The 24,805-nt window shown below is 64.4% G+C and carries 12 protein-coding genes and 2 pseudogenes; all 14 read left to right on the top strand.

Going from position 1 to position 24,805, the window contains the following annotated elements; genetic code table 11:
• Positions 1–301: 301 nt before the first annotated feature.
• The 14 genes and pseudogenes from dpdE to istB (VZL07_RS33685) all read left to right on the top strand — a co-directional run bounded on the left by dpdE (position 302) and on the right by istB (VZL07_RS33685) (position 24,646).
• The gene (gene dpdE, locus VZL07_RS33750) at positions 302–3,553 is read left to right on the top strand and encodes a protein DpdE (protein ID WP_426752051.1); all 3,252 of its coding nucleotides are present in this window, start codon (positions 302–304) and stop codon (positions 3,551–3,553) included.
• Positions 3,550–6,111 (top strand): protein DpdF, encoded by a 2,562-nt coding sequence (dpdF, locus tag VZL07_RS33745; RefSeq protein ID WP_426752050.1) that lies wholly within the window; start codon positions 3,550–3,552, stop codon positions 6,109–6,111. The genes dpdE and dpdF overlap by 4 nt, the downstream gene beginning before the upstream one ends.
• The gene (gene dpdG, locus VZL07_RS33740) at positions 6,111–7,091 is read left to right on the top strand and encodes a protein DpdG (RefSeq protein WP_426752049.1); all 981 of its coding nucleotides are present in this window, start codon (positions 6,111–6,113) and stop codon (positions 7,089–7,091) included. The genes dpdF and dpdG overlap by 1 nt, the downstream gene beginning before the upstream one ends.
• Positions 7,088–10,189 carry a protein DpdH gene (gene dpdH, locus VZL07_RS33735; RefSeq protein WP_426752048.1) on the top strand — a complete coding sequence of 1,034 codons (3,102 nt, stop codon included), beginning with the start codon at positions 7,088–7,090 and terminating at the stop codon, positions 10,187–10,189. Before dpdG ends, dpdH begins: the two co-directional genes overlap by 4 nt.
• The gene (locus VZL07_RS33730; protein WP_426752047.1) at positions 10,186–10,923 is read left to right on the top strand and encodes a hypothetical protein; all 738 of its coding nucleotides are present in this window, start codon (positions 10,186–10,188) and stop codon (positions 10,921–10,923) included. Before dpdH ends, VZL07_RS33730 begins: the two co-directional genes overlap by 4 nt.
• Complete coding sequence (dpdJ, locus tag VZL07_RS33725; protein ID WP_426752046.1) at positions 10,920–15,473, top strand: protein DpdJ; 4,554 nt, start codon at positions 10,920–10,922, stop codon at positions 15,471–15,473. Before VZL07_RS33730 ends, dpdJ begins: the two co-directional genes overlap by 4 nt.
• A complete protein-coding gene (dpdK, locus tag VZL07_RS33720) occupies positions 15,473–16,009 on the top strand; it encodes a phospholipase D-like domain-containing protein DpdK (RefSeq protein WP_426752045.1) in 537 nt (178 codons plus the stop codon). Before dpdJ ends, dpdK begins: the two co-directional genes overlap by 1 nt.
• Positions 16,006–18,321 (top strand): protein DpdD, encoded by a 2,316-nt coding sequence (dpdD, locus tag VZL07_RS33715; RefSeq protein ID WP_426752044.1) that lies wholly within the window; start codon positions 16,006–16,008, stop codon positions 18,319–18,321. The genes dpdK and dpdD overlap by 4 nt, the downstream gene beginning before the upstream one ends.
• Before the next feature lie 261 nt (positions 18,322–18,582).
• Complete coding sequence (gene tnpA, locus VZL07_RS33710; protein WP_426752043.1) at positions 18,583–18,789, top strand: IS66 family insertion sequence element accessory protein TnpA; 207 nt, start codon at positions 18,583–18,585, stop codon at positions 18,787–18,789.
• Positions 18,790–18,884: 95 nt separating this feature from the next.
• Positions 18,885–18,992: pseudogene (locus VZL07_RS33705) on the top strand (transposase); the annotation flags it as partial.
• 269 nt (positions 18,993–19,261) lie between these two features.
• A complete protein-coding gene (istA, locus tag VZL07_RS33700; RefSeq protein ID WP_426752042.1) occupies positions 19,262–20,785 on the top strand; it encodes an IS21 family transposase in 1,524 nt (507 codons plus the stop codon).
• 136 nt (positions 20,786–20,921) lie between these two features.
• A pseudogene (istB, locus tag VZL07_RS33695) lies at positions 20,922–21,632 on the top strand (IS21-like element helper ATPase IstB); the annotation flags it as partial.
• Between the two features lie 750 nt (positions 21,633–22,382).
• Complete coding sequence (gene istA / locus VZL07_RS33690; RefSeq protein WP_426750762.1) at positions 22,383–23,888, top strand: IS21 family transposase; 1,506 nt, start codon at positions 22,383–22,385, stop codon at positions 23,886–23,888.
• Positions 23,885–24,646, top strand: a complete 762-nt coding sequence (gene istB / locus VZL07_RS33685) for an IS21-like element helper ATPase IstB (RefSeq protein WP_426750761.1) — start codon at positions 23,885–23,887, stop codon at positions 24,644–24,646. Before istA (VZL07_RS33690) ends, istB (VZL07_RS33685) begins: the two co-directional genes overlap by 4 nt.
• Positions 24,647–24,805 lie beyond the last annotated feature (159 nt).

Below are 24,805 nucleotides of genomic sequence, written 5' to 3'. Positions count from 1 at the left end.
TAAGGGTGAGGCGCTGGCGCAGGCGGCAGTAGGAAACCGGTTCGGTGCAACCAACTCCCCATGGTGGAGGCAGTCCCGCTGGTACGAGAGGGCGGCAAGAGTCTTCCCTGGGTCGCCAAGGACCTGGACCTGACCATGTCGGTCCTGCGCAGCTGCTCTTTCGGTGAACGCACCGCGCCTTGGCTCGTCTCCCGAACGAGGAAGATGTACGATTCCCGGAGATATGTGGGCTCTGAGGATACTCAGGTTACTGAGCGTTGGTAACGGAGCGATCATCCAAGTGGAGCAGGGCGGATGACGCTTGAAAGGGGCGCATAGGTTGAAGCCAGGGGGATTCGTCGAATCAGAAGAGAATGATCTCGGGGTCGGCAAACTGGTCGAGATAGTTGGCCGCAGCGCAAGCATTGAGTACTTCGTCTCGCCTGCATCTAACGCGCGACAGTTGCTCCGCGTTGCCGTCACAAGTCTCCGGCCCGCCGTACTCCATGCCCAAAGCAGGGTCTTCTGCTGGGATGGCGGCCGATCCGTCTGGCGTGCGGCCCGTCTCCTCGATGGTGAGCCCATCTCTGGCGCGACGCTGGGGACGAGAGAGGAGCACTACTTGGTCGCCTTCCCCAACAAGCAGGAGGCCAGGATCCCCGCCTCCAACATGTTCCTTCGATGGAGGCGCCCAGTCGAAGACCCGACTGACTGGCTCGCCGCCACCATCACGGAAACACCCTACTGGCATGAGCGCAGATCCCGCTTCATCCGCTTTGTGACCGAGCAGCGCTCCCGATTCGGCGGCCTCTCCGGGCTTGCCTCCTCAAGCGTCGAACTCCACCGACATCAGGTCGCCGTAGTGCGCCGCGTCCTCCGCGACCCCGTGCAGCGATTCCTCCTCGCGGACGAAGTGGGGCTCGGCAAAACCATCGAAGCTGGAATCATCCTCCGCCAGTACTTCCTCGATCACGCGCTCGATGCGACCGCTCTCATTGTCGTCCCTGAACATCTGGTTGATCAGTGGCGCAGCGAGCTCCAAGGCAGGTTCCATCTGGGGGACGAACTGGACGACGCCATCCACGTGATCGCCTCCAGCAAGCTTGCCGAGATGAAGTTCCGCGCCGACCCCGGAATGGTCATCATCGATGAGGCGCATCAAGCCGCCAACTGGGCTTATTCTCCCCAGCACCGGGCTCGGGCGACCTACGAGATACTCAAGAAGTTGGCGAACAAGGTACCGCGCGTCCTGCTTCTGTCCGCCACTCCCCTCCTCCACAACGAGGACGGCTTCCTGGCAATGCTCCACTTGCTTGATCCCCAGGTGCATCGCATTGAAGCCCGTGAGCGATTCCACAAGCTAGTGGCCAGCCGTCAAGAGATCGCCGAGCACATCCAATCCCTCCAGGACGGTGTGGGAGGGCTGTTCCTGGAAGAGACTCTCGACGGGCTGGCACGGCTCGCACACGAGGACTCGCGCCTGCGAGAGCTTATTGACGCTGCCCGCCCCCTGGTCGACGAGGATGAATCCAGCGAGGAGCGCATCTCCGCCATCCGTGCCCTTCGTGCGCATATCGGCGAGACCTACCGCATCGATCGCCGCCTGCTACGGACCCGCCGCGAGTCCGATCACGTGGCAGGAGATCTGCCTGAGCGGACAGGGGCAAACCTGGTGGACCATCCGTGCGAAGCCAGGGCCGCCGCCACCAAGCTTCTCGAGCAGTGGCAGGAGCGTGCCTCGTTCCATGTTCGTTCGACGGGAGAGTCGGCCTTCGAGAAGGAGATCCGGCTGCTCTTCACGCACTTTGTGGAGGCATTCCTGTCCCACCCTTCAGTGCTCCGGGAGCAATTCACCCAACGCGGGCTCGCCTTAGACAAGGGGGGGCGGCCCGCCTTCGACACGGAACGCGAGTGGCTGCGCGACGCGGAGGGGTTACTCGAACTTCCGCTCGAACGGGATGAGCGGCTTGGGGCGCTGGCCGAGGTGGTAGCCGCGCACAAGGCCAAGAAACAACGCGCCGTGATCTTCGTCGATGACCCCCGTGTCGCCGAGGCCGTGCATGCCTCGCTCTCGGCGCGCGCCATCGGCAAGGTGCTCCGGGCCCCCTTCCCGGTCAATACGGATGCAGGCGCCGTCGCGATAGTCTGCGATCGGCGCGCCGAGGAGGGGCTCAATCTCCAGAGAGAGCGAGCCGTGGTCGTCCACTACGATCTGCCGCTCTCGCCGAACCGGATCGAGCAGCGCATCGGCCGCATTGATCGCATTGGGGCTCGCGGAAACGTAGGCTCCATCCTCCTACTGTCGGGAACACGATGGGAGGAGGCATGGGCCACCTGTTTGAACGAGGCCGTGGGTGTCTTCACGCGCTCAGTAGCCCCTCTGCAGTACGTGCTCGAGGAACAGATGCGCCTGATGGCCACGAGCCTCCTCCATGAGGGAACGGCGGCAATCGACCAATCCACTAGCCGGATGCGCGACATAGAGACGGGGCTTGAGCGTGAGCTAAAGCGCATCCGCGCGCAGGAAATTCTGGACTCCACAGACCCGGCTGAATTGGAGGACGGTTTCTCCTTCGAGAACCTGGAAGAGCACGACGATGAAGACGGCGCGGTGACCGAAGCACTGCGCGCCTGGGCTGTTGAAGGCCTGCAGTTCGAGCTTCGGCCTGAACGGGGCGAGCCCAAGTTCTTTCGCTACACCTATGCACACCGGCAAAACGGGTCGAACACCCTCATAACGGCGATGGAGCTCGTTTCGTGGCTGGGCAATGCTATCGAGGGAGGAGGCCGTCAGGGCGAGTGGCGCACCTACAAGATGACCTCAAGCCGCCGCGCGGCTGCCCTCTCCCACACTCCGCTGCTCCGCGTAGGGCACCCCTTTCTGGACGGACTCATGGAGTTGGCGCGCAGTGACGACCGGGGGATTGCCTGGGCGGTCTGGCGCCAGGTTCCTGGTTACCAGACGAGTGCGGTGGCCGATGTCTTCTTCCGCTTCGACTTCCTGGTCGAAGTGGACCTGGCCCCCGCGCTTAAGCTCCTTCTGTCATACGAGGAGGGCATCCACGCAGTCCGCCGCCGGGGTGATGAGGCCTTCCCTCCTATCCTCAAGACGATATGGGTTGATCGGGATGGAGAGCCCGTCCGGTCGCAGGAAGTGCTCGCCCAGATAGAGGGCAGCTACAAGCGGGAGTCTCATGGAGGGGCTGACTTCAACCTCAATCCTGGGCGCTGGGAAGTGGTATCCAACATGGGCCTGCTCTCCGGGTGGGAGGGCACGTGCCGAGCTGCTCGCAAGCAGGCGGAGGCCCTGCTGTCCGCCGATGTCGGCCTGGCCGAGCTGACCGAGGAGCATGCCGCACGTCTCGACCAGCATGCCGCCATGGTGGCGGCAAGGCTCTCAAGCCGCCTGATCCATCTAGAGGAAGGCCCGTCGCGAGCTGCCGAACAACGCACCCTGGAGTTCGAGAACCAGCTCGCCGCGGCGCTTACGCGGGGTATTCGCCAGCCTGGAATCCGGCCCGACTCCGTCGGCGCCGTGTTCCTCTCGGGGCAGAACCCGTTCGAGAATCGATGAACTCCTTCTATACGCTCCAGTCTCTCCTGGCGAAATGGCCGGACGACCCGATCCCTGAAGAACCATTCAAGGAGGCCATCCACGAACGGCTCCGGCTTGCGCTCATCGGTCTTCGAGAGAAGCGAACCGGCCCTGGCGATCTCGCCGGCCTTATCCGCCATGTCCTCGCCAGACAGGCTGCGCTAGAAGGATCGGGCCAAGTATCACCCTACTTCGCCGTCCCCCGCGGCGCAGGATGGCCGGATAAGGCCACTTGGAGCGCGTTCGGAATAGAGATCCTCTTTGAGTCTCCGGACCGGTTCAAGATCCGGGCCCTGCCATGGCAACCGGCTTGGCTCGATAGCCCAAAGACAGATCCCACGGTTGGAGCGCTTGCGGAACTACCACGGCGGCGCAATGCCGTGCTCCCCATGGATCCGGCTGTTGCAGAGTTGCTCGCTCCCTCTCAGAAAGGGCTGGGAACCTACACTTCTCCCGGCCAGCGCCAAGCTATTCGTGCAGCGTTCCTCATGCCCCCAGGCGCTACGTTGCTCGTGAACCTGCCTACCGGCGCAGGCAAGAGCCTCGTCTTCCAGTCACTCGCCTTGGCGGCTAGGCAGCGCGGCCAGATGACCGTCGTCATCGTCCCGACCGTAGCGCTGGCCAAGCACCAGGCGCAACGCTTTGCCGAGTTGGTTGGTGAAAGTGAAGTGGAATGGGCTTACCACGGAGGGCTGAGTCAGGAAGCCAGGCAACTCTTGCGGCGGAGGATCCGCTCGGGAGAGCAACCCATCATTTTCACCTCGCCTGAAGCAGCCGTGGGCACCCTTCGGGCGGCACTCTTTGACGCAGCGAGGACCAACAGACTCGCCTACCTCGTCGTGGACGAGGCGCATCTCATCGCCGAGTGGGGCGCGGACTTCCGCCCCGAGTTTCAGCTCCTCTCGGGGCTTCGTAACGGATTGAAGAGCGAGAGTTCTGGGCAACTACGCACCGTCTTGGCGACGGCGACATTGACGGAGGACACTTGGTCGACGCTGGACCTCTTGTTTGGGGACCTAGACATCATTTCGGCCGTCCACCTGCGCCCGGAGCCGAGCCACTGGATCCACCGTGCCGAAGATGAATACGACCGCACAGAGAAGCTCGCGGAGGCCATTCGCCGTGTCCCACGCCCGTTCATCCTCTACACCACACGCCGCCAGGATGCGCTCATGTGGGAGGTACGGCTGCGCGCGATGGGGATGTTGCGCGTGGCCTGCGTGCGTGGAGGCGATCTCTCCACAGATTGGGGCACACGTATTCTGGAGGGATGGGCCCAGCGGGAGATCGACGCAGTGGTCGCCACTTCGGCCTTCGGCCTAGGAGTAGATCAATCAGACGTGCGAGCGATCCTCCACGCCTGTGTGCCAGAGACGGTTGATCGGTATTACCAGGAGGTGGGCCGGGCTGGGCGAGACGGCAAGGCTTCCATTGCCCTGATGGTGTACATCCAGAGCGATCTCCAAATCGCGCAGCAACTCGCAGACGAGCGGCTCATCGGCGTCGATAAGGGTCTGGCTCGCTGGAAGGCGATGTGGCAGAGCGCCGAGCGGGTTCCCGAGCGTGATGGCGTCTTCCTGGTGCGCCTGGATGCACGTGCCCCCCATGTCACAGGAGACTCTGAGGAGAATCAAGCGTGGAACCGCCGCACGCTGGTCCTCATGGCCCGCCTCAAGTTGCTATCGCTCGATGCGGTCGTGCCGCCTCTCCTCGACCCCGAGGAAAACGAGAGTGAAGCCGCCTTCGAGCAGCGCTGGCGCGACACGTTGAACCGGTTCTATGAGACGAGCGCCGTAAAGTTGCTCGAAAGCGGGCACCACCTGGATGAAGTGTGGAGCGAGAGGCGTTCCGCCATGATTCCAGCAGGTGACCCGCTAGCGGGAATGAGGGGGATCCTCTCGGGCCAGCGCGCTCTCTCTTCCATTTTCAACCGCATTTATACAGTGCACGGACTCGGGATCTTCCCGGAGGGCGCATCCGGAGACTGCCCGGTCACGCGACGAGACCACCGGGTCTCCCATAACTACGTGGTCCCGCAGGCCGCGCCACCTCGCCGGGTAATCGATGTGTTCGATCGAGCCCAATGGATGGGGGCTCCCCCCAACGGTCTGGTCATCATCCCCTATGAACTCCCGATACCAGGGGACAAACAGTCCCTGAGCGTTTGGCGCCGCAAGACCATCGATCTGCTCGGCGTGCTGGTTGCCCGGGGGTTCCTCGAGGTCGCCACTGGACGCATGCTCTCGGAACAGAAGGAGATCCGGGACCTCTGGCGTAAGTCGCCCCTGCGCTTCCTCATCCACCGGGACATCGCCGATGAGGACTCGCCATCAGGGGAGCCTTTCGTGCGCAGGGTCAGTGTCATCGAGCCGCAGGAGGACCGACAGCACAACCTCTCGTATCTGTTCTCGCTCGACCGGCCATCACACATCCTGGTCCTTCCGGCGAGCTTTCCCGAACCTGGCGGCCGCGGCCGTCGGTTAATCGACCTCCACGAGCACATCCCCCTGGATCTCTTTCTCCGAAGGCTTGACTAATGGGTCTCCTCAACCGCGCAAGTGATGGGCAACTCAGTGTCCTTCTGGCTCTCCGCCGTGCGTTGCTTCACCGAGGCCCCCTTCCAAAGCAGGAACTCCTCGACCTCTGCGCTCCCAAAACGCTCTGGTCATCGGCGCAGTCCACCAGCGAGGACAAGAAGGACGAATCCAGCAAGAAAGAGCAGCAGCAGGCCAAAGCCACGCTGACCCGGTGGCTCGAGATCGGTTTCTTCTCGCAAGCGGACGATCCTGACAAGACCATTTCCCTGGCGCCCGCTTTCAAGGAACCCAACCGTGAATCGATGGACCCAGTTCCCTTAAGAGCAGCGATTCGCCAACTGGTGCTCTCCCCCACGAACAACACCAATATCCTCGCGGAGGAACGGGACTCCGAGGTTGCCGGGCAGTGCGCCGACCTCACCCGCGGAGCGTGCTGGGTACTCACCCAAGACTCGTACACCTTTCCCGGGGGTAAGTGGTCCGAGGTGGACGAACTCATCAAGAAGCAGGTCTCCTCTAAACCTATGCCCTTCCAGAACGACACACGCTGGTACGCATACCGTGACGACTACGCTCCATTTCTCGGGCTGGGCTGGCAGAGCCCTTTGCCAGGGGGCGGTGTCCAGTTGATCTCCGATCCAGCGGCGGCCGTGCTCGACGAGCTACCAGGCATTTTCGATAGCACTCGTGAACTCCCCATCGACCGCTTTCTGGAGCGGCTTGCCGCGCGGTTGCCGGTCGTTGATGGAGGAACCTACCGCCATCAGATGGAGGAACACCTCCGCAAGCGGGATACATGGCAGCCTCGCGGCCCGCATGAAGTCTCCACCAGCCTCTCGCGGGCCCTTATCCGCCTTGAGGAGTCGGGAGCGCTTCAACTGCCCGCCCGCTCCGATGCTCCCGTGGCGAAGATCCTGCTCGGCAGAGACAACACGACCCTCCAAAGGGTTTCCCACGTGGTGTGGACGAGAGCCTCATGAGCATGACCTCCCTCCTGCCTTATTGGCCGACGCTCGAAAACGTCAAGGCGTGCATCTCCGCCGAGGCGGAGACGAGTAGCAGCGCCATCTTCCTAGCTGCCCACCAGCGCATGAAGTTCGAATGCATGCGCGTGGGTGGCGGCCAGGAAACCGAGATTCGCGACGAGCGCGTCTTGCTCGAAGCCTTCATGGAGGATAAGCCACCGGAAGGCCGGGTCATCCTACCCATCATCGGAAGCTCAGGAGTCGGCAAGTCCCATGTCATCCGCTGGCTAGACGTGCAACTGCAGCGGCACCCCCGATATGAGCACCTGCACATCATCCGTATTCCCAAGGGCTCCAGCCTCAAGGGAGTGCTTCGCCTGATCCTTGAGAAGCTCTCCGGGCCTGCCTACGCCGCCTTCCGTAAGAAGCTGAACGAGGCCCACGAGCAGCTCGATCCGGATCTTGCGGCGAAGATGCTGCTGACGAACCTGCGGCACCTGTTGGTGAAGGCCTCCGAGGCGGCTACAGAGCGGCTGGCCGCCAAGCGATCGCAGGATCCGGATCGGGACAAGCTTCTCAAGAACTACGGAACTCCGCGTGCTCTGCCCGCCCTCCTCGGAGATCCCGTGCTTGAGAGCGCGCTCTTTCTCGGCACCCCAGCCAAGCCGGGCATCGTCACCCGGCTGGCGGAACAGGTCACCAAGGAGGGGGGCTCTGACGTCGACCAGCGGGTTCACCAGTTTGAGTCGTCGCATTTCCGGGTCCCCGACGAACTCGTACCGGAGATGAATGCCCAGGCGCGCAATTTCTACAGTCAGATCGCCAAGGAGGGAGAGCACCATCGAGCCCATGCAGCGAGCCTGCTGAACGGGTTGCTCGATCAGGCCAAGCAGGAACTACTCCGAATGGGGGACAACACCCTCACGGAACTGTTCGTGGACGTCCGTGCCCAGCTCTTCAAGGAGCAGAAGGAACTCATCCTATTGGTCGAGGACTTCGCCGTGCTGTCTGGCCTGCAGGGCGCGCTCCTAGACGTGATGATCCGCGAAGCCTACCGAGACGGAAAACAGGTGCTCTGCACCATTCGCAGCGCGCTGGCCTACACCGAAGGTTACATGTTGAAGGACACGGTGCGCACCCGGGCGCGCATCGAGTGGCTCATCCCCGAGAGGGACAATGATGTGATCAGCCGCGCGGTGGATCTCGTGGGCGGCTACCTGAACGCGGCACGCCTCGGCCGCGACACCCTCACGGAGACCTTCAACGCACGGTCGCTCGGTACCACTGGCGAGTGGTCCGCCGAATGGGCTCCTCGCTTCGAGCACGATCTCGATGAGCCGTCAGCGCAGGTCCTCGATGCATTCGGCACATCCTCACAGGGGCATCCTCTCTTCCCCTTCAATCGCCCAGCCATCGAACGGCTCGTAGGGGCGGGCTCCCAAGGTCCGGATGGCCGCCCCTTGTTCAACCCGCGCAACATCATCAACAACGTCCTGCGCGAGACACTCGCGTACCGCCCGGAGTTCCAGCGTGGAGAATTCCCGAACGAGACATTCGGAACCACCGAGGCCCTCTCCGTCGATACGCTCGCCGAGATCCGGCGCCTCCAGCCAAGCCAGTGGAAGCGGTATGCCCGGGTGGCGGCCTACTGGGGCCCGCTCCCCGAGGCCTTCCAGGCCTTCGGGCTCTCCGCACTCGACCTGACAGGGCATTTCACCATCGAGGAGCCTAAAGGCAAGACCTCTGTGTCGCCCGCGGCTCCCAAACCTCCCGCGGTCAACGCCCTGACTTCGAAGATCCAGAACTGGGATCAGAAGCTTACCGAGTGGCATCGAGGCAGGAACTTCACTCAGGCCGAAGCGCGCGACCTGCGGAACTGGATCGCTCCCAGAGTGATGACGTTCATTCCTTGGTCCCTGCACATGCTTCAGCCACCGTGGGATGCGAAGGAGGTGGCCGACAGAATCTTCCTGCCGGGAGGCTCGACAGCGGAGACCACCGAGGGCAACGCTCTCTTCATCGTCTGCACGCAGCGGGAGCGCGAGGACGAGCAGGCCTCGCTCGGCATCCGCAATGCGTTGCTCGCCATCATCCGCCACGAACTGAATGTGAGAGAGTGGAACTACGAGGGGGCGGAGCGAGATAGCGTGCGTGTAGCTCAGTTCTTGACGGACCGGATCAACAGGACGGTCGAGTCCGCCCGAGCGCAAGCGGATGAGTTCATTGCTCCGATGGTGGAAGTCCTGCTCGTGGGTGCACGGTGCCTAGGTGCCAAGGTCGGCCACTCTTCGGACCGGATAGCGTTGGTGGAAGCCCTGTTCGAGAAGCTCACTCCCCCTGCTCCTAGGCCTGATACCCAGCGGCTCGAATGGCGCAGGTGGGACTCCGTGTTGGAGAAGAGCGCAAGCGTGCGCTCACAAACTCAAGGACGTTCGTCCGCGCAGGACATCCTGCTCCAGCAGGTGGGCGCCAGGCAGGGTGACGGAAAGGACGTGCATGCCCTCGACGTCGTGCGCCTCCTTCCAGCGCTGGAATCGGTCAAAAAGAGTTGGAGCATCACCTCACAATTGAAGGGGTCTCCCTCGAAGACGCTGCGCGCGCTCTCGAACGAACTCTCTGGCTTGAAGACCGATCTTCAACCTGCAATGAAGAAGATGTCCGAAGAGTTGATCGAGTTGCGCCGGGTGACTCTGGCATTCCTGGGCGAGCCGTTCGAGAAGGAAGAGATCAGGACCGCCTTCATCGAACTCGTCGAGTCCACCTCGATGCTAGGCGTGGTGCAGGGGATCGATCCACAGGCACTCCGGCAGTCTATTCAGTTGTTCTACGAGAGTCCGGTCAAGACAGTGCTCGATCAGGTTGCCCGCCTGGAGACGGAGAAAACCCCTGGGCAGGCGCTCGGCCTGCTCGCGCAACTCGATCGCAACGCCCTCTTCGTCATCGAGACCTTCATCGATCAGATGAATGCCCTGCTGAGGAATGCCGGCCAAGCCATCAAGGCGCATCTGGATGCCAGCGGTCCGGATCCCATCGAGGCCGCCCGGAACGCGCTCGTGGGAGAACTTGAAACCATCGGACGACACCTCCAGAGCCTGCGGGGATCTACCTTATGAACAACGCCGTCACTCGCGCCCGGGAGTTGCGACAGCAAGCCGATAGGCTCAAGAACCGCCAAGCCGACGAGGCCAAGTCCCAGCAACTCGAGAAGCGCCGGAAGGAACTCGCCGAGCAGCGGGAACGGATGGAGGAGTTTGCACTTCCCGCGGGAGTGCTTTCACGCAACGGGAATATCCTTCCCGATGACATCCCCGACACCGCTGAGCTCGAAAGCCTGCTGCCCAAGCTCTTGCTCAAGGCCCGCCAGGAGGCGCCAGAAGACTTCACCAAGGGCAGCGAATACTCCCGGCTCCGCAAGTGGCTCGAGGCGTACAACACCGAATTGGAGAGCCTCGTCAGCGAAGCTTGGAAGCAGTTCCTGGCGGAACTCCCCCAGGTCAACGAGAAGCTGCTCGATGACATCGCCACTGTCCCTGGACAGGAACTAGCGGTGAAGCAGGTGCGGCAGCTGAAGAGCGAGTTGCAGGCCGCTATCGTCCGCCCCCCAAGGGTGGATGACGAGCTCAAGGGCATTCTCAAGCGGGCGGAGGCACTCCGTGCCCGGCTCGCAGACCTCAGCGATACGCACTATCCCCAACCGGTGCGCCAGTTCCTCCGGGCTGCCCAGCAGTCAGGAGGCGCGGCGCTCACGCTCTTCACGGATGAGGTGCGCCAATGGCTCGAGGCTCGGGGCCTTATTGACCGAATCCGTCTGCGCTGGAGCGAATCTCAAGGGGGCAGGAGACCATGAGCCCGGACGATTTGCAGCGCCGTGGGTTCGACTTCCTGAATGAGCTTGAGCGCGCCGAGGCGGCGCTGCTCTCCTGGGGCATTGTCGATGGATTCTTCTCGCAGGAGGAACTCCTGGAGAGAGCCTCAAGATTCCTCGAGCGCACAGATGAGCCCGGCTTCGATGATCCCCAGGAGCTCATCGACTGGCTGGAGAACGAGCGTCTGCTGTGGCCAATCCACAGCGAGGAGGGGCGGTACCGCACGAGAATGGCGGAGACGTTCCGGTTGCTGGCGAGGCTGCGCCAGATCTTCGCCAAAGACCCCTCCACCCGCTGGCGAACGGGGAAGAACCTAGTCGCAGACTTCCGCCTGCTGCTGCGCCCACGCTCCTTCCCCAAGCGCCGGCTCACTGTGCCAGAGGTGCTCTCGGCTCTCAAGGGCTCCAAGCTCGACAACCGTCAGACAACCGTAGTGGAGGCCATCCTGAGGGCTAACTCGAAGGAGCCCTTGAAGCTGGCCCAATTCCAGCTCACCGCAACAAAGGCCATCTTGAGTCAGCGCGTCTCGAGTAAACGCGCGGTCGGAACCATCGTCTGCGCGGGAACCGGCAGCGGCAAGACGCTGGCATTCTACCTGCCGGCCTTTACCGCCATAGCCAGCTGGCTTGGCGGTCAGCCCTGGACCAAGTGCTTGGCCTTGTACCCCCGCAACGAGCTGCTGAAGGACCAGCTCCGCGAGGCCCTCGGGCAGGCGAAGCGGGTCAACTTGGCTCTTCCCATTGGAACCCGGCTGTCCATCGGCGTGCTGTATGGCGATGTCCCCAAGGCCGCTAAGGATCTGCTCGATCGCTCGCCTCAGAAGGCAAAGCAGTTCGACGCGTGGGAGCAGATCGGGGACAAAGCGCTCCGGTGTCCCCTGAGCGACTGCCCCCGCTGTAACCGCAGGCTCCTCTGGCGGCTGGATGACATCCAGGCCGGCATCGAGCGGCTCTCGTGTGAATCGAAGTCATGCGACTTCAAGGTGGGACCGGACGAGGTGCGCCTCACACGAGATAGGCTCTCCCAGAGCCCACCGGACCTGCTGTTCACCACCACCGAGATGGTAAACCAGCGGATGGCTACCTCGCTGGGCAAGCTGTTCGGATTCAAGCAACCCGAGCACCAGCGGCCGCGCCTCGTCCTGCTCGACGAGGTGCATACCTACGAGGGGGTTCACGGCGCCCAGGTCGCCCTGTTGCTCCGCCGATGGCAGAGACTTACCGGGGCCCGTCCTCACTTCGTGGGACTCTCTGCGACCCTGGCCGACGCGGAGCGCTTCTTCGCGGAACTCGCCGGGGTGCGGCGGACGGATGTCATCGCCGTGGGGCCGGACGAGTCCGAGATGGAGTACGAGGGCATGGAGTATCAGGTGGCACTCCGTGGAGATCCGGTCTCTGGCGCAAGCCTCCTCTCCACCTCCATCCAGACGCTCATGCTCATGCGCCGGATGCTCGAACCGAACGACGTCTTGCGTCCGGCCTACGGCAAGAAGGTATTCGCCTTCACCGATAACCTCGACGTAAACAACCGTCTCTTCTTCGATACCCTGGACGCGGAAGGCTGGAAGCGCCCCAGCCAGCCCGACCCCAAGAAACCATGGGGCTCGCTGGCTACCCTCCGCGCTCGCGAGCATCCCGACCACACCACCAGGCTGGCCCAAGGTCAATCCTGGGTCGCTGCGGAGTGGATTGGGCACTCGCTGGCCCCAGGAGCGCGCGCGGCGGTCGACCGCGTGAGTTCCCTTGATCGAGGCATCAACCGAAGCGCGGAGATTGTCGTAGCCACCGCTTCGCTCGAAGTCGGGTTCGACGACCCAAACGTGGGAGCTGTAGTGCAACACAAGGCGCCACGCAGTGCGGCCGCCTTCTTGCAGCGAAAGGGGCGCGCGGGCCGACGCCGCGAGATGCGTCCGTGGACCATCGTCGCTCTTACTGACTTCGGACGTGACCGGCTCGCCTACCAGGCCTACGAGCAGATCTTCTCTCCCGTCCTGGCGCCCAGGCACCTGCCCATCGGAAACCGGCATGTCCTGAAGATGCAGGCCACGTACACCCTGCTGGACTGGATGGCGGCGGTCTCCGCGGCCGGCAATACATGGCTGGACTCCTGGCTCATCCTCTCCACCCCCGATCAGGGCGGCCACCTGCTTCAGCGTCAGCAAGCAACTGCCGCTTTGCTACGCAATGTCCTGGAGAGCCCAGCGAGCCGTGAGCGCTTCACTCGCTATCTCCAGCAGGCGCTAGCACTCGATGAGTCCACACTCCAAGCGCTGCTCTGGGAGCCTCCCCGGCCCCTTCTGACCACGGTCATCCCGACGGCCCTTCGCCGGCTCGAGCGCAACTGGAAGATGGCCACTGAAGGGAAAGGCGAGACACAGGAGCCCTCCACGCCGCGTGCTCCGCTCCCAGAGTTCATCCCTCGGGCACTCTTCAGCGATCTGAACGTGCCTGAAGTGCAGATTATCTTGAACAACGCATTCCGGCGGCGCGAGGAGTGGATGCCTGTAGCTCAGTCCCTGCGCGAGTTCGCTCCGGGGCGGGTGTCGCACCGCTTCAGCGTCCAACACCAGAACCAGCGCAACTGGGTCCCGCTCCCCAATGAGGATGACACGGTCTGGCTCGATGTCTTCTGTAAACCGGAGTACGTAATCGAGGTCGGCCGCTTTGAGGTGCCGGAGAGCGTAGCCAAGGAACCGCTTACGGTCATCCGTCCGCTCCAGATCAACACGGTCGAACCACCGGAAGAGATCCTCTCGTCGTCCAATGCATTTCCCGTGTGGCGCACAACGGTTCGCACCTCGGCCGAAGGACTCCGGCTGACTCTACCCCGAGGTTCGAGGTGGCAAGGGTTAGTTGATGATTTGAGAATCCACATCCACGCACTGTCTGACCCCGTGGAGATCACCCGCTTCACTCGCGAAGTGAATGTTTCGTTGAAGATGAAGAGCGGAGAGGTATCCGAACGAGTGGTGCACTTCAAACGGCGAGTAGGCCAGGAGGGCCAGGAGCCCATCGCGCTGGGATTTACAGCCGATGTCGACGCGCTGGTGCTCGATCCGAAGCTCCCCAATGCGCTCGTTGGGCCCTGCACCGCCGACCCCAAGCTGCTGCGCGCGCTGCGCCCAGCGCTTTTCCGCCAGCGGATTCAGGACGAATCACGGCTCGATGGTATCGCCAACCGGTTTCAGCGTGACTGGCTCGCTGATGCATGCTTCTCGGCACTAGCTATTGAGGCTCTCAAGGCTGGAATCACGCTGGAGCAAGCATGGACACTGCTCCGGGCGGATGGGAAGCCCCTGACCCGAGTGCTGGATACGCTCTTCATGGCACTCCCTGCGACGGAGGATGGCAATGAGGAGGCCACGGGCGAGGTCGAACGAGGGCGGCGCCACCAAGAGTTGCTCGATCTAATGGGTGACCAGACCGTCATCACGGCCCTAGGCGAGGCAGCCTCGGTACTGTGGGCCGCTCCCGATGCCTCGTGGGAGCCCTGGATCCGAAGGCGGCTACGCTCCACGCTGGGAACGGCATTTTTGGAGGCCATCCACATCCTCTGCTCCCAGATCGATGCGGGAGACCTGCTGCTCGATCTGGATGCTATGGGAACTGGACCAGAGGACAGGATCTGGCTGACTGAATCCGCGCTAGGGGGGGCAGCCGTTATCGAAGACTTCTTGTCGCGCTATGGGGATGATCCACGCCGTTTCTTTGGGCTGCTCGATTCGGCGCTCGCCCCCTCGGACTTCGAGGAGATCGACTTCCAACTCCGCACTCTCATCTCGCGCCTGTGCGCGCCCGTGCCCAGCCGAGATGAAGAGTTGGTGACAGCAGTGGAGGCTGTGCGACAGTCTGAGACGCACCAGGAATGGGTGGAGCATTCGAATGGTCTGCGGCGCCTGTTGTCGGATCGCGGCTTCCTAGTCAGCCAGCCATTCGTCGCCGCACTGTTCGCCCGGATTTTGCGGCCTGGCAGTTCCTCGGCCACGGACACTCTGCTCGCACGGCTGCTTGCCTCATGGGATGATGCGGAGGCGCGGCTTGGCGTCGAGATCGACCCCCGGCTCGTGGCCTTGTGGGAGAGCGAGAATGATGCGCTCGATTCGACCCTCACTCACACCAACGAGCTTCCATCGGGAGATCGGCGCGGGTGGCGTTTCTCAACCCTCCTGGGGTTACTGTGGCCTCGGGGTGCGGGCGTTCGTGCCGAGACCCTCAAGGCTTCCAACCCCTACACCAGCCTCCCTGATTCCGACCGTCTCCTCGTGGAGGCCCTGATCCCACAGCAGGACATCGAGGTGCGGTTGGAGGAGCCGGAGTGGCTGATGCTGCTGGCGAACCTGCTCATCACACATGGCAATGCTATGCTCACGGCTCCAGAGACCGATCCCGTGAGGCTCCGGGAAGCGATGCTCGCCATGCTAATTGAGCCTCTGGATATTGGCGCACAGTTGGTCCATCCGCGAATCCGAGGCACGCGTCGGCAAAACGGTCGCATTGCTATCATGTTTGATCTGCTGGAGGCAGTGCAATAATGCTGGCTTCCACGCGACACATCCTGCGCAGTTCCTCCGCCTCGCGGCACGAAATCCGAGAGCTACTTCAGGGAATCTTTGTCCGCGAGTTGCTCTTCCCGAGCCGCTGCGTGTGGCTTGTATCTCCCTGGATCAGGAACATCGAGGTCATCGACAATAGGGCGGCGACATTCCGGAGCTTGGCGCCAGACCTGCCACCGACCGGTATCCATCTGCATCAGGTTTTGTACAAGCTGCTTGAGCGTGGCACCCAAGTGGTGCTGGCGGTGCGTCCGGAGCGCGAGAACATTCACTTCGGCATGAATCTCCGAAATTCTCTGGAGGGACGTATTCCGATGGACGCGCTCACCGTCCATCAACGCGACATCTTGCATGCCAAGGGGTTGATCGGCGATGACTTCGGGCTCACCGGCTCTATGAACTTCACCTTCAACGGCGTGGAGTTACAGACGGAGTTGGTGGCGCTGGAGCGGGACAAAGCCGAGGTTGCCAAGCTGCGGCTCGACTTCCAGGCGGAGTACGGGGGACTTCTATGAGCGCGCCCGAAAATGCGTGGCCTCCCCCGGACTTCGCCGGCCGGTTCTTTGGCCCGGGCAACAAGCTGCGGTGGGACGCGATTGAAAAGGGAACCCTCAAGCCTGATACCTTGGAGCGCATCGCTCCCTGGATTGAAGATCTGCGCACGGGCGCTGAGTTCCTCTGCCTGCCTCGAGTCCAGGAGAATGGCAGCGTGGAGTGGTACGTCCTGGCCAGCACCGACAGCGGCGCGCGATCCCTCCGGGAGCAGTTGGTGGCCTTTCTGGGGCCTTCCTTGGTCGGCCCCTGGCTCTCGTGGAGCCGGTTCGATGACAAGGACGCAATTGATGTGGCAGTACAGAAGGCAGCACCGCGACGAGTCTACCGGCTCCGAGTCCATGACCGAGCCCTGATAGAGCAGGCACGAGCGAAGCTGTTACTCTTCCGGGCTCTACGCGAGGAGCGCCCCGCGCGTACCGCAGCGACGGCTCGGCCAGTGGGACGGATCCTCGGTGATTTCGAGTACACTCTGCGGACCCAGGATGGCGAGCAGGCGGCAGAGTACATCGCCGAGTTGCGTCGTCTGGGCCGTTTGTCGGCCCAGAACCATCTCTTCCTCGAGATCCTCCGGCTGGAGAGCCTACACGCCTGGGATGAGATTCTCCAGGAACCGAGGCTCAACACCCTCGTGATGCTCACCCGGCCCCGGCGCGTGACCCAGGCGCTCATCCGGGCGCTCTACGCCCGGGATCTCCAGCACTTCGAACTCACTGGTGATGCCCAAGGAGCGGTGGCACGGTTTAGGGAGAGCATCTGGCCTCGCTGGTCCGTGCTCTTCCGAGTGCGGCAGGGGATGGACGCGCCAGAAGCCTTGAAGTGCTTCATGATGGTTGCCGCGGTTGCAACCCCAGCTCGCCCATCTTTGCGCGACGAACTCCTTACCGTGTTCGCATCCGGAGCCCCCGATCGCCACTACATGGAAGCACTGGGGGCACTCGTGCCTGCCACGGAACCGCCCGCGCATGCCGTGAGTGGCCTAGAGCATGTCCGGACCGCATACGAACAAGGAGATGTCGACCGCGCATTCGGACAGGCACTGGGACTTCCAAGCAGTCTCGCACGGTTGGTGCTGCTGCTACGCTGCGCGCGAGAGATCGACACGCTGGATATCGCGGCTCGAGCTATCGCGGAGGTGGAAAGCGCGCCCCCAGCACTACGAAAGGAGTTGCTCGATCGCGCTCCGATGCGGGCCCTCTGGGAGAGACTCCTTGACCTGACGACGGGCACTTACCAAAGACAAGCTCCCGCTCCTGTGGGTTCTCCGCCTAGCCCCACGGTGCCAGGGGAACTCGTGGACTGGCTCGAGCGCTTGCTCCGTGAGACAGAATGGCCCGCCGCCCTCGATGTGCTCGAGCGAGGCGTTCGTGAGTGGTCCCGCGATGCATGGCTCGCGGCTCCGGCCCGTGTCGCGATGGCAGCGAAGGCCATCGCTGCCCCTCGGCGGGCTTGGGGGGACGAGGCCCTCCGAAACGGCCTCCCTCACCTGCTTCACTTCTTGCTGCCCTCGGACGAGCCGGAGCGCACTCTCAAACCCGTCCTCCGAGAACTCGCCGGTGTCGTGACGCTGGATGACCAAGTTCGCACCGAACAACTGCGAATCCTTACGGAGATCACCGAGGCTCTGCTCAAGATAGGATTGTCCCCGGATGAGTACCAGGAAGCTGTCTGGGCACTTCAGGAGACTTGGCGGCGCATCGGAGCGGCTACGCTGGGAGACTGGGCCCTCGACACGCTGGACATGCTCATCACCCATCCAGCCGCGGCTCCGGCGGAGCGGGCACAGTTCTTCCACGAGACGTCAAGGTACTTACGCCAGCATGCGCGCCGTACTACCCGCGATCAAGTGCTACTGCTCCAGGCTCTGGCGGAGGAGCTGGAGTTGGAACTTCCGCCCGACATCGCTCGGACATTCAGCGAAAAGCAGGGAGAGGAGAGTGACGAGGGAGAGGACCTATCCGCCGCGCTCTCAGGCCGGCGGATCGCCCTCTATTCATTGAAGGAACCTACACTCAAGCGGGTGGCGTCAGTCATCAACGCGCTTGCCCCGACGGCTCGCGTGGCCCTGTTCAGCGATAAGGCAGGTGGTTCGCCATCACTGAAGCAGCAAGCTGCAACCGCTGATATCTTCGTCATCGCCACGGCTGCAGCAAAACATGCGGCGACCGGGTTCATCGACGCCAACCGTCCGGCGGACGCCATTACGCTCTACGCGGCCGGACAAGGCAGCGCCAGCATGCTCCGAGCCCTCCGAGACTTTGTCAAACAGGGCTAAACCGCTGTGTACTATTCTTGAGCACGGTTGCGTGTTCCGGTGTATGCCGAGTAGCGATTCAGGAGTAAGGTGAACAGCCGTTCCGGGCATGCCGAGCACCAGTTTCAGTGAATCCGAGCGCCCTCGGTGAGCGAGGTGCGAGGCGATACCCTGGCCATGAGATTCAAACCGAGGCAGCGGAACCAGGACCTGCCAGGGCAGGTCCTCCCCCATAGCGGTGAGCAGTTGGTAAGCGTCCGGCCAACGACGTGGTGAGGGACGTTGAGTGAGCAGTCGCCGCCGTGGACGCTGGCGGGCATGTCGAAGCCGGTGGAGAAGCAGGAGTGGTTCCGGGTTGCCGAAGCCTTCGAGGCGAGTGGGCTGACGCAGCAGGCGTTCTCGCAGCGGCGAGGGCTGCGGCTGAGCACGCTGCAGTCGTGGGTGTACCGACGGAGGGGAGAGGCGGGTCGTGTCCCTATAAGTGTGTAGATGGCGAGGAGGGACGAGCGGGAAAGAGGGAAGCTCCTCGGTGAAACCAACCGAGCCGGTCTCCTCCTGGCAGAGGAGCCGAGGAGTTCCCCGACGTGGACGTTAGCGAGTTTGAGTCCCCCGCGCACGAAGAGGTGCAGGCCGACCTGCGGGCGCTTTTCCGCGGAGCCATTCGGATGACGCTGGAGGCCCTGCTGGAGGAAGTGCGTGTTCCGGGGCATGCCGAGCACCGATTCCGGGCCAAGCCGAGCAGCGATTCCGGACCAAGGTGAGCAGCCGTTCCGGGCATGCCGAGCAGCGATTCCGGGGATGCCGAGCAGGCATTCCGGGCAAGGCGAGCACCGGTTTCGGTGATGCCGAGCACCCGAGGTGAGCGGGGTGCGAGGCGGACAGGAGCGTTGACGGCGCTGGGCAGCAGCGGGCCACTCCGCCCTCCCTTTTGGAGGTGGAGATGGCGGCACAGAGGCTGTCCATGCGGAAGCTCAGAGAGTTGTTCCGGTTGAGGTACGAGGCGAAGCTGACGACGCGGTCGATTGCTACCAGCCTGGGCATCGGCAACGGCACGGTGTGCGACTACCTGGGGCGGGCTCGGGCCGCGAAGCTGACGTGGCCGCTGCCTCCGGAGCTGGACGATGACGAGGCGCTGACGGCGCTGCTGTTCCCCGAGGACGCGAAGGCGCTGGCGGAGCGGCCGGAACCGGACTGGGCGCACGTGCACGCGGAGCTGAAGAAGAAGGGCGTCACCAAGCAGCTGCTCTGGCAGGAGTACCTGCAGGCGCACCCGGGCGGCTACCAGTACAGCCGCTTCTGCGAGAGGTATGGACGGTGGCTGGCCACTGCCAGCGTCACCCTGCGCCAGGAGCACCGCGCCGGAGAGAAGTGCTTCGTGGACTTCAGCGGCGATGGGGTGGCGGTGAGGGACGCCGTCACCGGGGAGGAGCGCGTGGCGAAGCTCTTCGTGGCGGTGCTGGGTGCCAGCAACCTCACCTACGTGGAGCCGGTCTTCAGCGAGGACGTGGCCACGTGGGTGGGCTGCCACGTGAGGGCCTTCGAGTTCTTCGGAGGCGTCAGCCAGCTGGTGGTGCCCGACAACCTCAAGGCTGGCGTCGCCCGGGCGCACCGGTACGAGCCGGACCTCAATCCCACGTACGCGGACCTGGCCCGGCACTACGGCTTCGCGATTGTGCCCGCGCGCCCGCGAAAGCCTCGGGACAAGGCCAAGGTGGAGGCGGCGGTGCTGCTGGCCGAGCGGTGGATTCTGGCGGCCCTGCGCCACCGACGCTTCACCTCGCTGGCTGAGGTGCACGAGGCCGTCCGGCCCCTCTTGGAGAAGCTCAACGCGCGGCCCCTGCGCAAGCTGGGCATCAGTCGCCGCGAGCTCTTCGAGCAGGTGGAGCGCGCCACGCTCAAGCCCCTACCGGCGCGGTCCTACCAGCTGGCCTTCTGGAAGAAGGCGCGGGTGAACATCGACTACCACGTCGAGCTGGACGGCCACTGGTACAGCGTGCCGTACACGCTGGTCGGCAAGCCGGTGGAGATGCGCCACACGGAGTCGTGCGTCGAGGTCTTCCTCGCCGGACGTCGCGTGGCCAGTCACGTGCGCAGCCTGGAGAAGGGGCGCTTCACCACGCAGCCCGAGCACATGCCCGCCTCCCACCGGCAGCATGCCGAGTGGACGCCCTCGCGCCTCATCCGCTGGGCCGAAGGCGTGGGCCCCTCGTGCGCGAAGCTGGTGGAGGAGCTCATGACGAAGCGGCCCCACCCACAGCAGGGCTTCCGCTCGGCGCTGGGCGTGCTGCGCCTGGCCGACGAGAAGAAGTACGGCAAGGCCCGCGTGGAGAAGGCGTGCGCCCGGGCACTTCGCCACCGCGCCGTCAGCTACAAGTCCATCGTCGCCATCCTCCAGCACCACCTCGAGGACGCCGACGAGAAGACGGCCGACAAGGGCCCGCTGCCCGAGCACGAGAACGTGCGCGGCGCCCACTACTACCACTGACTGCACGCACGGCTTGAAGGCCGTGCGCGGACATGGCCCGTCGATGCTGGCTCGAGTCTCCCAGCATCGGCGGTGGCCTGCGCGCGCCCTCTTGGGCGCGCTCCGGCCGGACACCGAGACCGACGGAGAGGAAGAAATGCTGGTGGACCAGACGCTGGAGAAGCTCGACGCGATGAAGCTGCACGGCATGGCCAACTACCTGCGTAGCTGGGTGGAGAGGCCGGCCGATAAGACGCTGAGTGCCACGGACCTGGTGGGCCTGTTGGCGGACGCGGAGTGGATGTACCGGGAGAACAAGAAGCTCACTGCGCGCCTGCAGCACGCGAAGCTGCGCCAGCAGGCATGCCTGGAGGACATCGACTACGCCCACGCCCGCGGCCTGACGAAGCCCCAGGTGCTGGAGCTGTCCACCTCGAAGTGGGTGGCCGACAAGCAGAATGTGCTGCTGACCGGGCCCACCGGCGTGGGCAAGAGCTTCCTGGCGTGCGCCCTGGGGCAGAAGGCGTGCCGCGACGGCTACAGCGTCGTGTACCGGCGCGCCTCCCGCCTCTTCGACGAACTGGCCCAGGCTCGCGCTGACGGTACGCATCCGCATGCGCTCAAGCGGCTGGCCAAGGCGCAGGTGCTCATCCTCGATGACTTCGGCCTGGAGCCGCTCGGCGCCGCCGAGCGCAAGGAACTGCTCGAAGTCTTGGAGGACCGCTACCAGCAGTCCTCGACGGTGGTGACTTCCCAGCTCGAACCGAAGGACTGGCACGCGGTCATCGGTGACGCGACGCTGGCCGACGCTATCCTCGACCGGCTGGTCCACAACGCTCACCGCCTGCGCCTGGCAGGCGAGTCCATCCTGTTGATGGTCACCAGGAAGCGCAGATTTCTGGTCATGGACGACCAGGAGTTCGTGAGCTTCGCGGCCAGGGGCAGCGCAGGGCGCAGCCGAAAAGTTGAGGGGTGGGAAGCGAGCCGGTTGAGTTCAGGGCTGCGCGCGTCCTGAAAGTCAGAAGGCCCACCAGCGACACCTGGAGGGCCTTCCTGGAGGCGCGCCCTGGTGTGCGAGTGGGGCGAGCCGGTGAGGCAGGGGTAGCGCACTCCGGGGCGCGGCGCCAGAAGTCGGCGCGCGCACGGGAAGGTGTGCATGGAGTCGTTGCGTCTGGTTGTGTGCGGTCGGCCTGAGTGCCGGCGGCTGTTTCAGCTGTGCACTAGGTGCGACCGGGGCCAGCGCTACTGCGCGCGGGCCTGCGGCAGGAGGGCGCGCGCGGAGTCGGTGCGTGGGGCCGGGCAGCGCTATCAGCTCACGCGGGACGGGCGGCATGCCCACGCCGCGCGCCAGGCCGCCTACCGGGAGCGGCGGAGGAAAGTGACGCATCAGGCTCCCCCAGGGGTGGCCCAGGCGGCGACGGTGCCACTCGCGCCGGTCCAAGCCACCACGAAGGTGTCTTCGGAGCCGAGCGCAGCGAGGCCACCTCCCCATGCACTGCCGTCTTCTCCCGCCTGCACGTCCTGCGGGCGCCCCAGCCCCTTCCTGCGTCACACCACCCTGGCGCGCACACGGGTGGGCCCGCGCTGGCGGCGCTGCCCTCTCTGAGGAGGTGCGAGGATGATTGCCCCGGAGGTACGCGCCCGCATCCGCCGGCTGCACTACGCGGAGCACTGGCCGGTGGGCACCATCGCCGCGGAGTTGGGCCTGCACCACGACACCGTGGAGGCAGCCCTCGAGGACGCGCAGGTGGCCCTTGCCGACAGAAGCGCGGCGAAGCCCACCGTGCTGGGCCCGTACACGGACTTCATCGATGCCACGCTCAAGGCCCACCCGCGCCTGAGGGCCACGCGCCTGTTCCACATGGTGAAGGCCCGTGGCTACCCGGGCGGCTACGAGCAGGTGAAGCGCTACGTGCGGCGGGTGCGCCCGGGGCCCCAGGCCGAGGCCTTCCTGCGCCGTTGCACCCTGCCGGGCGAAGAGGCCCAGGTGGACTGGGGCAGCTTCGGCAAGGTGCAGGTGGGGAGGGCCACCCGGACGCTCTCCTGTTTCGTCCTGGTGCTGGGCCACTCGCGCGCCATGTACGCACGCTTCTTCCTGGGCCAAACCATGGAGTGCTTTCTCCAGGGCCACGTCCAGGCCTTTGAAGCGCTCGGGGGCGTCCCCCGCAGCCTCCTCTACGACAACCTGAAGTCCGTCGTGCTCGAGCGGGCTGGAGACGCCATCCGCTTCCACCCACGCGTGCTGGAGGCCGCAGGCCACTACCACTTCGCGCCCAAGCCCTGCGCCCCCTACCGCGGCAACGAGAAGGGCAAGGTGGAGCGCACCATCCGCTACCTGCGCGACTCCTTCTTCGCCGCACGCACCTTCCACGGGCTGGACGACCTCAACCGCCAGCTTCAGCGCTGGGTGGACGAGGTGGCCCACCAGCGCCGGGTGCCCGGCGACGCCTCGGGCCGCACGGTGGCGCAGGCCCTGGAAGAGGAGCGCCCGCGTCTGTTGCCGCTGCCCGCGCACCCGCTACCTACCGACGTCGTGCGCCCCGTCTCCTCCGGCAAGACGCCCTACGTGCGCTTCGACGGCAATGACTACTCCATTCCCGACGGCCTGGTACGCCGTCCCCTCACGCTGGTGGCCTCCTCCACCACGGTGCGTCTGCTCGACGGCGCCGAGGAGGTCGCTTCTCACGTGCGCAGCTGGGACAAGGGCGCCCTCGTCGAGGACGCGCAGCACCTGGCGGCGCTGGCGAAGAAGAAGGCCCACGCCCACGAATTGCGCGGCAGGGACTTGCTGCGCGCCCGCTGCCCGCGCGCCGACCTGCTTCTCCAGGCGCTCGCCGACCGCGGTGACAACCTCGGCAACCACACCGTGAAGCTGCTGGCGCTGGCCGACAGGTACGGCCCCGCCGAAACGGACGCCGCCATTGCCGAGACGCTTGCGCGTGGCGCACTCGGGCCCGTCGCCGTGGCCCATGTCCTCGACCAGAGAAGCCGCCAGAAGGGCGCGCCCCCGCCGCTGCCCCTCGTGCTGCCGGATGACCCGCGCGTGCGCGAGCAGCGCGTCCCCCAGCATTCCCTCAACGCCTACGACGCCCTCCTCGAGGACGAAGCGGAGCAAGCACCATGATGCCCTTGAAAGAACGCCTCACCGCCCTCGGGCTGCGTCACACCAGCGACGCGCTCGACGACCTCATTGCCATGGCCACCAAGCGCAGGTGGGGGCCGACCGAGCTGCTGGAGGCCATCGCCGAGGAGGAAACGAAGGACCGGGCCCGTCGCAGCGTGGAGCGGCGCCTGTCGCGCAGCAAGCTCGGCGCGCTCAGGACGATGGCCGACTTCGACTGGGGCTGGCCCAAGCGCATTGACAGGCCGGCCGTCGAGAGTGCCCTGGCCCTGGACTTCATGGCCCGCCCCGCCAACGTCGTCCTCGTCGCGCCCCAGGGCCTGGGCAAGACGATGATTGCTCAGAATATCGCCTACAACGCCGTGCAGGCCGGCCACTCCGTCCTCTTCACCACTGCCTCCCAACTGCTGCTCGACCTCGGAAGCCAGGACTCCGCCCGGGCCCTCGACAGGCGTCTGAAGCACTACTGCACCCAGGCGGGGCTGCTCGTCATCGACGAGATTGGCTACCTCTCCTACGACGCCAGGAACGCGGACCTCCTCTTCCAGGTGGTGTCACGCAGGTATGAGAAGAAGCCGATTGTCCTGACAACAAACCTCCCATTCTCGGAGTGGACCACCATCTTCCCCAACGCCGCGTGCGCCATCGCGCTCATCGACCGCGTCATCCACCACGCGAGTATCATCAGCATTGAGGGAGACAGCTACCGCCGGCGCGTGGCCGAGGAGTCCCGCGCCGAGCGCAAGGCCAAGAAGAGCTGAACGCCTCATTTACCCGCAGACCACCAGGCCCCGCTCTCCCGCTCCGCCTCCCGGCGGTCGGGGGGGGGGCGGGGCCGTGCTGCTTCCGATGACCAGATTTCCGCGCTCCGCGATGACCGCCAACAGTCCATCCGCAAGGCGGACGCGAATTTGACGAAG

The organism is Pseudomyxococcus flavus, assembly GCF_050038885.1.
Lineage (GTDB): Bacteria > Myxococcota > Myxococcia > Myxococcales > Myxococcaceae > Myxococcus > Myxococcus flavus.
Note: the sequence above shows the minus strand (reverse complement) of the source record. Positions and strands in the feature narration are given on the sequence as shown.